Origin of the sequence: Novosphingobium fuchskuhlense, assembly GCF_001519075.1 — a bacterium.
Taxonomy (GTDB): domain Bacteria; phylum Pseudomonadota; class Alphaproteobacteria; order Sphingomonadales; family Sphingomonadaceae; genus Novosphingobium; species Novosphingobium fuchskuhlense.
In genome coordinates, this window is the sequence record NZ_KQ954245.1 from 420,576 (window position 1) to 434,596 (window position 14,021).

Genomic DNA, 14,021 nt, shown 5'->3' on the forward strand with positions numbered 1-14,021 from the left:
CGTTCAGCGCAGCAGGCTTTTGTCGAGCGGGCCGAGATCGAAACGTTGCGCCCCGTTCTCGAGCACGACGGCTGCGCCTTGCGGCAGGGCCGCGAAGGCTTCCGGCGTGAGGATGAAGCTGGCAGCCTTGTGGCCCTGTCCCGGCGCGGAGATGGCCTGACCCAGCTTGAAGGTCTGGCTGCCGATACGCAGCGTGAGCAGTGCGTCACCGATCACGAGCGGTTCGGGCACCGCGATCGACACGGTGACCACATCGTGCGGAGCCGGCCAGGCGGGCGGCGGACCTGCCATCTTCGCGATCCCCAGTGCCTGCGAGGCGCTGGGCACTGCCCGCCGCTCGTGCTGGATGCGGGTCACATGCCCGCCGCCGATCAACCTGACAGGCGGGGCCGATGGAGCTGCAAGCGCGGCCGGCGGTGCGCTCGCGGCAGTCAGAAATGGACCGGGGATCGGCCCCGGCCCGATAACCTTGCCGGGATCGAGCGCGCGCGTGAAGCGCACGTTGCCCAGATAGATCGCACCAGTCGCCGCCCGGTCGAACGTGATCCGCGCGCCGCGCACTTTGACACCGCGGGGCAGGCCGAAATCGGCCAGCGGGATGCGCACGGTCTGCAACACCGGATGGCCGTTGCCCGTCGGACTGTCGGGCGGCTCGTTGCCGGGCAGAATGGCGGAGGTAACGGTCTTGGGTTCCTGATCGATGATGATCGGACCATAGCTCTGCCCGACGGGATCGAGCGGCTTGGCATAACGCGAGAGCGCGACCGGCTGCGAGAGGAAACCCTCGGGCGAGGCGATCGCGATGCTGAAGTCGGTCGTGCCTGATGGGTTGAGCGTGGGGTCCGCCTCGCAGCCAAACCCGCCGCCCGTGTCATAGCCCTTGCAGGCGAGGCCCACGCGAAACTCGAGCGTGTCGAACGTATCGACTGAAACCCCCGCGCCGGGGACTGCGGCGTTGGCCTGATAGAACGGCATGCCGCCCTTCGACCTGATGACCGTGGTATCCCATGCCAGCGTGCCAAACTGCGCTACAGGGTCGTGTTCGGATACCGGGCTCTGGTTGAAATATTTGAGCGCACTGATCGAATTGCCGATGCCGGTATCGCCAGCACCGATCGAACGCACGAAATCATCGAGCACAATGCTGCCTTTGCGCGCAACATTGTCGGTATACGTCCGGCGGAAGCGCGTTACCGTGGTCAGCTTGTTGGGCAGGCGGTAGGCAGGATCGAGCAGCTTGCTGAATACTGCGACCGGATCGGTGCCGAGGTTGGCACGGAAAAAAGCCGTCACCGGGTAGAGTGCAGTCACTCGCTGCGCTTCCGATCCGGCAGCAGCGGGATCAAACACGACGGGCTGCGCCTTGTCGGTGCTGTAGCAGCCTCGCGAATCCGATTGCTGCCATTCGGTATTGTAGAAGTTGTGGTTGGTCCCCTCGACCGTGAAGATCGATTTCGGCGCAGGGGCGCTTTCGGCCCGCGCGGTGATCACACGGTCGAACACGCGCTGGCCCTCGAGGTCGGACACGTCGCCGTCGCAAGTCGGCAAGAGAACGTTCCACGCGACGCCATCGGCATTGAGCACCCGGTTTGTCTGGCCATCGACTGGTGCAAGCTCGAACAGCGCGCGGATCGTGGGCTTGTTGCGGAACTGGCTCGGCCAGATGCTGCCGACATCGCGGTACTGGTTGAGCGCGGCGCGTATGCCTTCGCCGCCGCGCGAATGGCCAAACAGGCCAATCTGGCTGAAATCGAGCTGCCCCCGTAGATTGAAGCCAAGGATCTTCTCGCCGGCGTTCGAGGTGTTCCACCGGTCCAGCTGGACGAGATGGCGCAGGATCAGGCGGCCGCGCCGCAAGTTGAGGCCGAAGTCCTCGTCATCTCCCCAACTGGCGTTGATGCCCCGGTTGGCGTTGATCGAAACGACGAAAAAGCCCCACGATGCGAGCTGGTTCGCCAGATAGGCATAGCCTTCATGGCTTGGCGCCACGACATAGCCATCCGGGCAGCGTCCGGTATCGGTGTAGGTGGAATCGTCGTCGATCCGGCCGGGCAGGGCGGGATCGATGCGGCCGCAGGTGGCATGGTTGCCGTGCAGCATCACGATGACCGGGCGCGGGCCGTTCGCGTTGGTCGGGCGGTAAATGCGCGCCCAGAGTTCCGTCGTCGTGAAGGGGGCGACCAGCACATCGCGCTTGGCGGGGAGCTTGTATTCGCTGGTGGCAACCGCATAGGGCCCGCGGCCAGTTGGATCCGGTGCAATCTGCGCGGCGGCGATGAGTGGCAAGGCGGCGGCAGGCAGGCCAAGGCAGGTGATCGCAAGAATGGCGCGCATCGCGCGCCGGCTCGGCAGCAGCATCCGGTGTTCCCCTCATGGTCCCGCGCCGGGCTCCCCCCGCCGCAAGTAGGCAACATCGCTTATCGACCTGAACGCCGGGTGTATGATGGCGGCCCGAGGGGGGAAGATTTGATCCGGTGCGGTCGCAATGGCTCTTGATCAGTAAGGCCCCATCGCGGTCTTACTTTTCGAGCAGGCGCGGCATCAGCTCGACGAAATTGCAGGGCCGGTTGCGGCTGTCGAGCTGCTCGGCAAGGATCCCGTCCCAGCCATCCTTCACCGCGCCGTTCGAGCCGGGGAGGGCGAAGATATATGTGCCCCGCGCCACGACCGCGCAGGCGCGCGACTGGATCGTGCTGGTGCCGATGGTCTTGAAGCTGATCCAGCGGAACAGCTCCCCAAAGCCCGGAATATCGCGCGTCTTTACACGATCGAGCGCTTCTGGAGTTACGTCGCGCCCGGTGAGGCCGGTTCCGCCGGTGATCACAACCGCATCGACGCTGCGATCATCGATCCAGTTATTGAGCCGGCTGGCAATCCGCGATGCGTCGTCCTTCTCGATGGCGCGTGCAGCAAGGTGATGGCCTGCGGCCTTGATCCGATCGGCAAGGATATCGCCCGAGGTGTCATCCTCCGGCCCGCGCGTGTCCGAAACCGTCAGCAGTGCGATGTTGATGGGCTTGAAGGTGCGGGTGATGTCAATCGCCACGGGAAGCCATCCTCACGCTTTCCGCGCCTGTCAGGCCCGGGAATTTCGGCCACATGCCCTGCGCCAGACCGATGCGGCTCTCCGAAGGGCCACCCGCCTGCCGCTCGTACATCCAGTAATTGCGCATCACGATGGAGACGTAGCCGCGCGTCTCCCAATAGGGGATCGATTCCATCCAGAGCAGCGGATCGCCGTTGTCGCGGATTTCGGTGTTCCAGCGCGCAATCGGCATCGGGCCAGCGTTGTATGCGGCGATCACCTTGGGTAGCAGACCGCCCGTCGCGCCCGAATCGCGCAGACGCACGAGGTAGCCCTGTCCGAAGGCCATGTTCACGTCGGGAAGATCGAGCTGCTTTTCGCGGCCTGCCATGGCCGGCACATCGCGCAGGAGGCCGCGTGCTGTGCCGGGAAGGACCTGCATAAGCCCACGCGCACCAGCCGGACTGACAACAGCTGTGCGGAAATTCGATTCCTGAAGAGAATGCGCAAACAACAACGCGGGATCGACTTTCCAGCCTGTCGCTGGCACCCAGCGTGGTGCCGGGAAACGCGCGGCCGCATCGGGTCGTGCACCCGAAGGCGCATTGTATGCCATCCAGAGCTGCGTGGCGGGCAGGCCCAGATCGCGCGCCAGCCGCGAGAGCGGGGCATAGAGCGAGGGGTCGCCGATCCGCGCCTGATGGCGCAGCAATTCGTCGGCAAGGCCGTCCTCACCAACCTCGGCAAGCTGCACCGCAAGGCGCACGTTGCTGACCTGGCGCAGTTGCTGCCAGTCGTCGGACGAGAAGTCCGGCGCGGAGGCGAGGCTGGTTTCCTTCAGTCCGAGCGCTTCGCTGGCGATCATGCCGTAGAGCGTGTCGCGCAGGCGGGCGGAATTGCGGAGCGCATTGGCGACCTTTTCGGGGGCCCGGCACCGCATCCAGGCCCGCCCGGCCCAGTAATGCGCGGCAGTGTTGAGTTCGTCGTTCTGCGCGGCACTCGCCGCCTGCTCGAAACTCGCAGCCGCGTTCTGGCAATCACCGAGCCGCCACGAGGCAAGCCCTGCCGTCCACAGCGCCTCGGCCACCCAAGGTCCGCTCGAACCCTGCAGCGCCCCGAGCGAGACGGTGCGGGCATTGGCATCGTCGTTTTCGATGTAGAAGGCCCAGCCGACACGTTGGTGCCATTCCGCGCGGGCCTCTACCGAAAGGTTCGCCTCGATCCCGTCGAGCAGGACACGCGCGCCCATCGGATCGTCGTTCTTGATGCGGTCCTGGATCGCCAGCGCCACGCTTTCGGGCATCGTGCCATCAGTTACCGGGCGCGGCTTGATGCGCTTGGGCAGGCCGGGCAGCGTCATCATCGGTTGCGCGCTGGGGAGGGCAGGAAGTTCCGTCGCACCGCGCTTGGCCGCGAGCCGTCCTAGCTGTTCTGCCCAAGGCAGATCGGGCGCGGAGGTAATGAGCTGGCTGAGCGGCGCCAGTTCGGCGCGCGGCGAATTGGCGGCGAGGAAGTATTGTGCCCGGGCAACGGCATGGAGCGGCCCATCGGTGCGCTGCGCAAACAGGGTCTGCACAGTCGCCCAGTCCTCGCGCTCAATCGCACCGAATATCTGTTTGTAATAGGCCCGGTCTTCCTGGCTCAGCAGCGCCGGCACGGCAGTGCGGTCAGCGCGCGAGCGGAAATATTCGGCGGCAGCGCTGTTGGCGGCGGCCGGCAAGGCGGAGCCCCCTGCAAGCACGGCGGCGACGGCCATCAGAGCGATGCGGCAGGTCTTCACGAACAATGGCCCCCGCAAACATGCGTCATTTCGGATAGTGTCCCGTTCAAATCCGTCAGCGCCCCGTTCCGGCGCAAGCAGCCTCGTCCAACCAGCGCTGCCAGACCCCCGCCTTCCAGCCCGGTTTCGCTAGCAAGGTTTCAAGATCATATTCGAAGCCCGCAGGAACCGTGCCACTCTCATGGTTAAACACGCGTAAATCGTGAGCATTTTGCGTTGGGCCGTGCGCCAATAGCGCCGAGATGTCGTTCCGTCCGAACACCAGCAGTCGCTGCGGCGCGGCCAGCAAGACGTGGCGCATCAGCACCGCACCAAGCCCGGCTGCGCCAAGGCCTGCCCAATCGGGCAAGGCGATCCGCGCGGGGAGCGCCGCGGCGCGGTAGATGCTCGCCGGATCGAGCCCCATCGCGGTCAGCATCGCGTCGAGCAGCAGCCCGGTCCGGCCTGAGAGCAAGGTGTCGCCATCGTCCTCGGCCGGCATGGGCACGAGCACCATCAGTGGCGCGCTTTTCGGTCCGACCGGCGGTAGTCGCTTCGCTCCGCGGGGGGCGAGTGTCGGCTCTGTGAGCCACCATGGCGCAAAATTCTCGAATGTTTCTGGCCACTCGCTCCGATCCGCGGCGATCGGTGCGGTCTCTGCCGGTTGCGCGGAAATGCTGGGCGGTTTTGGCGGCAGGGGCGGAAGCGCCGCTACTGCCGGAGCCTTGCCCGCGGCAGGCTTTGTCTGCGCCTCCAGCCAGTCCTGCGGCGCATCGACAAAGGCAAGGTCCACCCCGGCCTCACGCCACCACGCCAGCGCGGCCTCGAGCCCCGCTGCCAGCGACCTGTCATTTGTACCTGTCTGTCCCATCACCAAGTGGTCTTGACCTTGCTTGCCGCAGCTTTCAAGGCAAGGAGGTGGAATTCGGGGCACAGCGTGCCCGAACTGGGGTCGGAGCGAGAGAGAATGAGCGAACGGGAGTCGATGCCGTATGATGTCGTGATTGTCGGCGGCGGGCCAGCGGGCCTTGCGGCGGCGATCCGCCTCAAGCAGGTCAATTCCGAGATATCGGTCTGTATCCTCGAAAAAGGCTCCGAAATCGGCGCCCATATTCTGTCCGGCGCGGTCGTCGATCCCAAGGCGCTGGATGAACTTCTGCCCGAATGGCGCGAACAGGGCTGCCCGATGGCGGAGACCCCGGTCACCGACAACTGGCACTGGGTGCTGACGCGCAGTGGCAAGGTCGCCCTGCCGCATTGGCCGATGCCCCCGTTCATGTCGAACCATGGCAACTACACCGGCAGCCTCGGCAACCTCTGCCGCTGGCTCGCTGAACAGGCAGGCGAACTGGGCGTCGAGATCTTCCCGGGCTTCCCCGCTGCCGAGATACTGTATGACGACAGCGGCGCGGTGCGCGGCGTCGCCACCGGCGACATGGGCATTGCCAAGGACGGCAGCAAGAAGCCGGACTACCAGCCGGGCATGGAATTGCTCGCGAAATACACCCTGTTTGCAGAGGGTGCGCGCGGACACCTCACAAAGCAGCTGAAGACGAAATACGACCTCGAGCGCGATTGCGAGCCGCAGGTCTACGGTATCGGCATCAAGGAGCTGTGGGATATCGATCCCGACAAGCACGTGCAGGGCCGGGTTATCCACACCCAGGGCTGGCCTCTGTCGGAAAGCAATTCGTGGGGCGGCGGCTTCCTGTACCACCAGGCCAACAACCAGGTGGCGCTCGGCTTCGTGACGGCGCTCGATTACGCAAACCCCTATGTCTATCCTTACGAGGAGTTCCAGCGCTGGAAGCAGCATCCTGCGATCCGCGAAATCTTAGAGGGTGGCCGCCGCGTCTCTTACGGAGCGCGCGCGATCAATGAAGGTGGTTGGCAATCGGTGCCGCGCCTGGCCTTCCCGGGCGGCGCGCTGATCGGTTGCTCGGCAGGCTTCGTCAACGTGCCGCGCATCAAGGGCAGCCACACTGCGATGAAGAGCGGCATGCTGGCCGCCGAAGCCATTGCCGCCGCCATGGCAAATGGCCGCGAGCAGGATGAACTCGGCGAATATGACAGCGCCGTGCGCGAGAGCTGGATCGCCACCGAGCTCAAGCTGGTCCAGAATGCGCAGCCGCTGGTCGCGAAGTTCGGCGGTTCGCTGGGCACCGCACTGGCCGGGGCGGACATGTGGGCGCGCGTGCTCAGGATCAACCCGCTGAAGGGCATGAAGCACCACAAGGACAGCGAGCACACGATGCGCGCCGACCTGTTCAAGCCGATCGAGTATCCGAAGCCCGACGGCGTGATCAGCTTCGACCGCCTGACATCGGTCTCGTTCTCCTATACCAACCACGAGGAGGATCAGCCGTGTCACCTCGTGCTCAAGGACCCGACGGTCCCCACGCGGATCAACCTCCCGCTCTATGCAGGCCCCGAGGCACGCTTCTGCCCTGCAGGCGTTTATGAGTTCCTCACCGGTGAGGACGGCAATCCGCGCCTCCAGATCAACGCCCAGAACTGCGTCCACTGCAAGACCTGCGATATCAAGGACACGACGCAGAACATCGAATGGGTCACGCCCGAAGGCGGCGGCGGCCCTAACTATCCGAACATGTGAGGAAATCCCCTCGCCGCCAAGGGCGGGGGGGACACCTGATGCGCGAAACCGCCTACGCCAAGATAAACCTCGCGCTGCACGTTAGGCGGCGGCGCGAGGATGGCTATCACGAGTTGGAAACGCTGTTCGCCTTTGTCGATGCAGGGGACGAACTGGCTGCGGAGCCGGCCCATCAAGACAGCCTCAATGTCCTCGGAGAGTTCGCAGTCGGGCTTTCTGATCCATTCGGAAATATCGTATCCAAAAGCCTGAATTCCTTGCCTCATGGCAAAGGATGGGCAGTCACTCTGGAAAAGCGACTGCCGGTCGCTGCCGGGCTCGGCGGCGGTTCTGCCGATGCGGGCGCGGTGTTCCGCATGGTAGAGCGCGCACATGGCTTGCCGGACGACTGGCTGGCTCGTGCCGCGAAGCTGGGGGCAGACGTGCCCGCCTGCGTCCTCAGCCGGGCCTGCATCGGGCGCGGAACCGGGACCGAACTTGAGCCCGTCGCCAATGATCTCACCGGCATTCCGGTCCTGCTCGTGAACCCGCGCTTTCCGCTCGCCACGGGGCCCGTATTCAAGGGCTGGGACGGGATCGACCGCGGCCCCATGCCGTCAGGCGACTTGCGCACCATCGCGCTCGACGGACGCAACGATCTCGAGCCCAGCGCCATCGCACTCGTTCCCCAGATCGCTGACGTCATTGCCGCGCTTGCCGCAAGCGGGGCGTGGCTTGCGCGCATGTCGGGCTCGGGCGCCACCTGTTTTGCGCTCTTCGACAGCGTGGAAGGCCGTGATGCCGCTGCTGACGCCTTGCCGCCCGCATGGTGGCGTCTGGCCGGAGCGCTGAGATGAGCGAAGCCTACCAGATGCTCGGCACGCCCCACTTTGGCGGTATTCTTGTCGTTTCCGATCACGCCTCGAACCGCGTGCCCGGCGACATCGATCTCGGTATCGATCCCGCGCTGCTCGAACAGCACATCGCCATCGATATCGGTGTCGCCGGCGTTGCCGCGCATATGGCGGAGCGCCCCGGCATTGCCGCGTTTCTTGGGGGCGTCAGCCGTCTTGTCTGCGATTTCAACCGCGACGAGCATGGCCCCACCGTCTGCCCGATCGCCAGCGACGGCCACGCGATCCCCGGCAACGCGCTCGATCACGCCGGACACGAGGAGCGCCTCGCGCGCTTCTACCGACCCTATCACGCGGCGCTGGCCCGAGTGCTGGACGAGGCGCCGCCATCGCTGATCCTCTCGCTGCACAGCTTCACGCCACAGTTGGCGAGCGACCCGGCGCAGCAGCGCCCCTGGCAGGTCGGCGTGCTCTACAACGAGGACGACCGCGCCTCGCGCCTTGCCATCCCGCTGCTCGCAGCCGAAGGTCTCGTCGTGGGGGATCAGGAGCCCTATTCCGGCCGCCTGCTCAACGCGACAATGAACCGCCATGCCGAGGCGGAAAGACGGCCCTATTTCGGCATCGAGGTCCGGCAGGACCAGATTTCCGATCCGGCAAGCCACGCGCTGTGGGCCGAGCGCCTTGCCCGGATCGCCAACCAGGTGGCCATCGCCCTCGGCAGCTAGCGGATGGTTGCGGAGATTACTTTCGACCGAAAAGCCTGCTTGGGCTAGGTGCGATGCATTGTCGCCGCGCAGGCGAGTCTAGACTTTCAAGAGAGAATGCCAATGCCGGTCTATCGTTCCAGAACAACCACCCATGGCCGCAACATGGCGGGCGCGCGCGGGCTGTGGCGCGCCACGGGCATGAAGGACAGCGATTTCGGAAAGCCGATCATCGCTGTCGTCAACAGCTTCACCCAGTTCGTGCCGGGCCATGTACACCTCAAGGACCTCGGCCAGCTTGTCGCGCGCGAGATCGAGGCGGCGGGCGGTGTTGCCAAGGAATTCAACACCATCGCGGTCGATGATGGCATCGCCATGGGCCATGACGGGATGCTCTATTCGCTGCCCAGCCGCGACCTCATTGCCGACAGCGTCGAGTACATGGTCAACGCGCACTGCGCCGATGCCATGGTCTGCATCTCGAACTGCGACAAGATCACCCCGGGCATGCTGATGGCCGCGATGCGCATCAACATCCCCGTCGTGTTCGTCTCGGGCGGGCCGATGGAAGCGGGCAAGGTGCTCTTGAAGGGCAAGGAAGTCGCGCTCGACCTCGTCGACGCGATGGTCGCCGCAGCGGACGAGAAGTATACCGACGAGGAAGTCACCGCGATCGAGCGCTCGGCCTGCCCGACGTGCGGTTCGTGCTCGGGCATGTTCACCGCCAACTCGATGAACTGCCTCACCGAAGCGCTTGGCCTTTCGCTCCCCGGCAATGGCTCGGTGCTCGCCACCCATGCCGACCGCGAACGCCTGTTCCGCGAAGCGGGCCGCCTCTCGGTCGAGCTCTGCCGCCGCTACTACGAGCAGGACGATTCCAGCGTCCTCCCCCGCGAAGTCGCCAGCTTCAAGGCGTTCGAAAACGCGATGAGCCTCGATATCGCGATGGGCGGGTCCACCAACACCGTGCTCCACCTCCTCGCCGCCGCGCACGAAGCGGGCGTCGATTTCACCATGGCCGATATCGACCGCCTCTCGCGCCGCGTGCCGTGCCTGTCCAAGGTCGCCCCCGCCAAGTCCGATGTCCACATGGAAGATGTCCACCGCGCGGGCGGGATCATGGCGATCCTCGGCGAACTGGAGCGGGCAGGGCTGCTCCACACCGATCTGCCCACCGTGCACAGCCCGACCATGGCCGATGCGATCAACAAGTGGGACATTTCCCGCAGCAATGATCCGGCGGTGCACGAATTCTACAAGGCTGCCCCTGGCGGCGTGCCGACGCAGGTCGCCTTCAGCCAGTCGCGCCGCTGGAAGGAGCTCGATCTCGACCGCGAGACTGGCGTGATCCGCTCCGCCGAGCATGCCTTCAGCAAGGATGGCGGCCTTGCCGTCCTTTTCGGCAATCTCGCCAAGGACGGCTGCATCGTGAAGACGGCGGGCGTTGACGAGAAGATCCTCAAGTTTAGCGGTCCCGCCAAGGTCTATGAAAGCCAGGACGCTGCCGTGACCGCGATCCTCACTGGCCAGGTCGAGGCGGGTGATGTGGTGCTGATCCGCTACGAAGGCCCGCGCGGCGGCCCGGGCATGCAGGAAATGCTCTATCCCACCAGCTACCTCAAGTCGAAGGGCCTTGGCGCTGCCTGCGCGCTTGTCACTGACGGGCGTTTCTCGGGTGGCACTTCTGGCCTTTCGATCGGCCACTGTTCGCCCGAAGCGGCGGAAGGCGGCACGATCGGCCTCGTTGAGACCGGCGACCGCATCGAGATCGACATTCCCGCTCGTTCGATCCACCTCGCCGTGGATGACGCGACGCTCGCCGAGCGCCGCAAGGCGGCGGAAGCGCGCGGATGGCAGCCCGTGAAGCCGCGGCCGCGCAAGGTCAGTCTCGCGCTGCAGGCTTATGCGCTGATGACCACCAGCGCCGCGCGCGGCGCGGTTCGTGATCTCTCGGGCATCTTCCGCCGTAACGGCGCGCAGGATGAAGGCTGACCGGGATCACATCCTCGGGCAGGTCCTTGACGTAGCCGCGATGCGCGCCGCCGAAGCGGCGCTCATCGATGGCGGCACACCTGCGCAAGCGCTGATGGAAACGGCGGGCCGCGCGCTTGGAGAATGGGCGCGGCGGCTCGGGGCGGGGCGGCCGGTCACTGTGCTGTGCGGCCCCGGCAACAATGGTGGTGACGGTTACGTTGCGGCGCGCCATTTGATGGAGCACGGCGTCGCCGTTACGGTCATCGCCGCGCGCCAGCCGATGACGCCCGAAGCCACGGCGGCGCGCGCGCTCTTTGCGGGTGAAGTTGGGGCTCCGGGCGCATTCCCGCATGGCAGCCTATTGCTCGATTGCCTGTTCGGCAGCGGCCTCTCGCGGCCCCTGCCGGATGACGTTTTCTTCCTCCTCACCGGCCTTGCCGAGCGCCACACCCTGCGCATCGCTGCGGATCTCCCCAGCGGCATAGAGGCCGACAGTGGTGCGGTGCTCAATCCCGGCCTCCCGGCCTGTGACGTAACGGTTGCGCTGGGTGCCTGGAAGCATGCTCACTTTGCCATGCCCGCCGCGCCGCTTATGGGGGCGTTGCGGCTTGTCGATATCGGGGTGGCGGCGGTGCCGGCGGCGGCGAGGGTGCTCGGCAAGCCCCGGATCGCCCCGCCTGCTCCTGATGCCCACAAGTACAAGCGCGGGCTCCTGGGCATCGTTGCCGGCGCCATGCCCGGTGCGGCCTTGCTTTCGGCAGAAGCCGCGCAACGCTCCGGTGCGGGCTATGTCAAGCTGCTGGCGCCCTCACGGCCCGAGGGCGTTCCCCCGTCGCTGGTCTGTGACGTTACGGACCTTGCCGCGCTCTCCGATCCGCGCATGGCAGCCATTCTCGTCGGCCCGGGACTGGGGCGCAGTGCTGATGCCGAAGCCCGTCTCGCTGCGGCGCTCGACGCCGACCGTCCCGTGGTGATCGATGCCGATGCGCTCGTGCTGCTTCGCCCCGAAAGCCCCGGCACTGCACCGCGCATCCTGACCCCGCACGAGGGCGAGATGGCTGCGCTCGAAGCCGCTTTTGGTCTCATCGCGACCGGCACCCGCCGCGCCCGCGCCGCGGCGCTGGCAGAGGCCGCGCAGGCCATCGTCCTCCTCAAGGGGCCCGACAGCCTGATCGCCGCCCCCGGGGGTGACGTCATCGTCAGCCCCCGTGCCTCAGCCTGGCTCTCGGTTGCCGGCAGCGGCGATGTTCTCGCCGGGATCATTGCCAGCCGCCTTGCCGTCCACGGTGATGCATTTCTCGCAGCGCACGAGGGCCTGTGGCTCCACGGCGAGGCTGCGAGGCGCTGCGGCCCCGCCTTTACGGCCGGAGACCTTGCGGCCGCTACTGGTTATGCCCTAAGCGCCGCGCTCCCATGAGTAACCCCGGCCTTATCATCCGCGTCGCCGCCAAGGGCGAAGGCCAGACCGCAGACGGTCGCTACGTAACGCTCGCGGCACCTGGTGACGTCCTCGAACCCGACGGTACGCTGACGCCCGGACCAGACCACGCGGCGCCGTCATGCCGCCACTTTCCCGCGTGCGGCGGCTGCCAGCTCCAGCACCTTTCGGACAGCGCGCTCGCGGCCTATGTCGCTGGCCGTGTCGAAGGTGCCGCGCGCGGGCAGGGGCTTGACCCCGGTGACATTTCACCGCCGCATCTCTCGCCTCCCCATACCCGCCGCCGCGCAACGCTCCATGCGCAGGCCATCGGCAAGCGGATTGTCCTCGGCTTTCGCGAGCAAGGCTCGCACAAGATCGTGGACCTCAAGGAATGCCCGGTTCTGGCTGATGACCTCGCGGCGTTGATCGGCCCCTTGCGGCGGCTGCTCGAAACGCGCGTCAATCGCAGCCTTTCAGTCGATATTGCGCTCACCCTGGCAGATCAGGGCCCGACTGCGGATCTGGTCGGCCTGAAGATGGAAGGCCTCGCGCAGACCGAAGCCCTGCTCGATTTCGCGCGCGACAATGGCGTCGCCCGGCTCACGCTCGATCAGGGTGATGGGCCCGAGACGGTGTGGGAGCCGGATCCCGTTACCGTAACGCTCGGTGGCGTCCCGGTCGGCCTGCCGCCAGGGGCATTTCTGCAGGCGACGGGCGATGGCGAGGAAGCGCTGATTTCTGCCGCGCGCGAATGGCTTGCGGGCGCGCCGACCGTGGCCGACCTTTTCTCAGGCCTCGGAACATTTGCCTTTGCACTGGCAGGGCCGGGCACCAGGGTCCTCGCGGTAGAGGCCGCGCGCGATGCCCATCTGGCCTGTCAGGCTGCGGCCCGCATGCATGGCCGCCCGGTTCATGCCGTCCACCGTGACCTGTTCCGAAATCCGCTGCAGAAGGCCGAGCTGGACCGGTTTGCCGCGGTCTTGCTCGACCCGCCCCGCGCCGGTGCGCGCGAACAGGTCCTGCACCTCGCGCAATCCGTCGTCCCGCGCGTGGTCTACATCAGCTGTAACCCGGCCAGTTGGGCCAAGGATGCCATGACGCTCATCGAAGCGGGCTACAGGCTCGCCGGGCTTGTTCCGGTGGGTCAGTTCCGCTGGTCCACCCACGTCGAGCTGGCGAGCCTGTTCGTCAGGCCGTGAAAACCGCCATTGCGGCGTGCAGCACAAGCGCCATCAGCGCGACGCTCGACAAGGCAAACAGCGCAAAGCGCGGTGCGACCTTGTTCACGGTCGACTGGAAGATCGAGTGCACCACCCGCAAGGCCACATAGGCCCACGCGATCATCAGGTTCACACCTTGGCCCTGGCCAACAAGCGCCAGAACAATCGCCACTGCATAAAACACCGTAGGTGCCTCATGCAAGTGATTGTAGTTATGTGCTTTCCATTGAATCTTGGGGTCGATCAGGCCTTCGAGCTTCGCGCCGGTCCAACCCACGTCGGCGTTCGGATCATCGGACTTGGGCAGCGCGGTGATCGCCGGGATGCGGGTTGCATACATCCATAGCCACATCACCATCGTCCACGCCGCCAGCGCTACCACCGGCTTCAGAATTTCCATTCCCGTCATCGCGGTCCCCCGTCGTTCTTGTTGTCCGGGGGCAAGGGGTGGACAGCCGATGGTCGATTG

General features: G+C 65.9%; 11 protein-coding genes. 6 read left to right on the top strand and 5 right to left on the bottom strand.

Annotated elements, in window-relative coordinates; translation table 11 throughout:
• Positions 1-3 precede the first annotated feature (3 nt).
• The 4 genes from AQZ52_RS11790 to AQZ52_RS11805 form a co-directional block, all read right to left on the bottom strand.
• The gene (locus tag AQZ52_RS11790; RefSeq protein ID WP_067910843.1) at positions 4-2,358 is read right to left on the bottom strand and encodes an alpha/beta hydrolase; all 2,355 of its coding nucleotides are present in this window, start codon (positions 2,356-2,358) and stop codon (positions 4-6) included.
• 160 nt (positions 2,359-2,518) lie between these two features.
• The gene (gene moaB, locus AQZ52_RS11795; RefSeq protein WP_067910846.1) at positions 2,519-3,046 is read right to left on the bottom strand and encodes a molybdenum cofactor biosynthesis protein B; all 528 of its coding nucleotides are present in this window, start codon (positions 3,044-3,046) and stop codon (positions 2,519-2,521) included.
• Entirely contained in the window at positions 3,036-4,781 is a 1,746-nt protein-coding gene (locus AQZ52_RS11800) for a lytic transglycosylase domain-containing protein (RefSeq protein WP_082698004.1), read from the bottom strand. The genes moaB and AQZ52_RS11800 overlap by 11 nt, the downstream gene beginning before the upstream one ends.
• Positions 4,782-4,860: 79 nt before the next feature.
• Positions 4,861-5,655: a uracil-DNA glycosylase family protein gene (locus tag AQZ52_RS11805; protein ID WP_067910850.1), complete on the bottom strand. Its 795-nt coding sequence runs from the start codon at positions 5,653-5,655 to the stop codon at positions 4,861-4,863.
• Positions 5,656-5,751: 96 nt separating this feature from the next.
• Here AQZ52_RS11805 and AQZ52_RS11810 point away from each other — a divergent pair, with 96 nt between their 5' ends.
• From AQZ52_RS11810 to AQZ52_RS11835, 6 genes are all read left to right on the top strand, one after another.
• Complete coding sequence (locus AQZ52_RS11810) at positions 5,752-7,398, top strand: electron transfer flavoprotein-ubiquinone oxidoreductase (protein WP_067910853.1); 1,647 nt, start codon at positions 5,752-5,754, stop codon at positions 7,396-7,398.
• A gap of 38 nt (positions 7,399-7,436) precedes the next feature.
• The gene (locus tag AQZ52_RS11815; protein WP_067910855.1) at positions 7,437-8,234 is read left to right on the top strand and encodes a 4-(cytidine 5'-diphospho)-2-C-methyl-D-erythritol kinase; all 798 of its coding nucleotides are present in this window, start codon (positions 7,437-7,439) and stop codon (positions 8,232-8,234) included.
• Positions 8,231-8,959: an N-formylglutamate amidohydrolase gene (locus tag AQZ52_RS11820; RefSeq protein WP_067910858.1), complete on the top strand. Its 729-nt coding sequence runs from the start codon at positions 8,231-8,233 to the stop codon at positions 8,957-8,959. The genes AQZ52_RS11815 and AQZ52_RS11820 overlap by 4 nt, the downstream gene beginning before the upstream one ends.
• A gap of 102 nt (positions 8,960-9,061) precedes the next feature.
• Positions 9,062-10,930, top strand: coding sequence for a dihydroxy-acid dehydratase (gene ilvD / locus AQZ52_RS11825; RefSeq protein WP_067910861.1), 1,869 nt, complete (start codon positions 9,062-9,064; stop codon positions 10,928-10,930).
• The gene (locus tag AQZ52_RS11830) at positions 10,920-12,329 is read left to right on the top strand and encodes a bifunctional ADP-dependent NAD(P)H-hydrate dehydratase/NAD(P)H-hydrate epimerase (protein ID WP_067910864.1); all 1,410 of its coding nucleotides are present in this window, start codon (positions 10,920-10,922) and stop codon (positions 12,327-12,329) included. Before ilvD ends, AQZ52_RS11830 begins: the two co-directional genes overlap by 11 nt.
• Entirely contained in the window at positions 12,326-13,531 is a 1,206-nt protein-coding gene (locus AQZ52_RS11835) for a class I SAM-dependent RNA methyltransferase (RefSeq protein ID WP_067910867.1), read from the top strand. The genes AQZ52_RS11830 and AQZ52_RS11835 overlap by 4 nt, the downstream gene beginning before the upstream one ends.
• Here the strand turns inward: AQZ52_RS11835 and AQZ52_RS11840 are convergent.
• On the bottom strand, positions 13,521-13,961 hold the full coding sequence (locus AQZ52_RS11840) for an MAPEG family protein (protein ID WP_067910870.1): 441 nt from the start codon (positions 13,959-13,961) through the stop codon (positions 13,521-13,523). The genes AQZ52_RS11835 and AQZ52_RS11840 overlap by 11 nt on opposite strands.
• Positions 13,962-14,021: the final 60 nt, after the last annotated feature.

What these genes read in the sequence shown, in the direction of transcription:
- AQZ52_RS11815 (WP_067910855.1), top strand. Translation starts at nt 7,437, where the DNA reads ATGCGCGAAACCGCCTACGCCAAGATAAACCTCGCGCTGCACGTTAGG.
- AQZ52_RS11840 (WP_067910870.1), bottom strand. Translation starts at nt 13,961, where the DNA reads ATGACGGGAATGGAAATTCTGAAGCCGGTGGTAGCGCTGGCGGCGTGG.
- AQZ52_RS11805 (WP_067910850.1), bottom strand. Translation starts at nt 5,655, where the DNA reads ATGGGACAGACAGGTACAAATGACAGGTCGCTGGCAGCGGGGCTCGAG.
- AQZ52_RS11790 (WP_067910843.1), bottom strand. Translation starts at nt 2,358, where the DNA reads ATGCTGCTGCCGAGCCGGCGCGCGATGCGCGCCATTCTTGCGATCACC.
- AQZ52_RS11830 (WP_067910864.1), top strand. Translation starts at nt 10,920, where the DNA reads ATGAAGGCTGACCGGGATCACATCCTCGGGCAGGTCCTTGACGTAGCC.
- ilvD (WP_067910861.1), top strand. Translation starts at nt 9,062, where the DNA reads ATGCCGGTCTATCGTTCCAGAACAACCACCCATGGCCGCAACATGGCG.
- AQZ52_RS11835 (WP_067910867.1), top strand. Translation starts at nt 12,326, where the DNA reads ATGAGTAACCCCGGCCTTATCATCCGCGTCGCCGCCAAGGGCGAAGGC.
- AQZ52_RS11810 (WP_067910853.1), top strand. Translation starts at nt 5,752, where the DNA reads ATGAGCGAACGGGAGTCGATGCCGTATGATGTCGTGATTGTCGGCGGC.
- AQZ52_RS11820 (WP_067910858.1), top strand. Translation starts at nt 8,231, where the DNA reads ATGAGCGAAGCCTACCAGATGCTCGGCACGCCCCACTTTGGCGGTATT.
- AQZ52_RS11800 (WP_082698004.1), bottom strand. Translation starts at nt 4,781, where the DNA reads ATGGCCGTCGCCGCCGTGCTTGCAGGGGGCTCCGCCTTGCCGGCCGCC.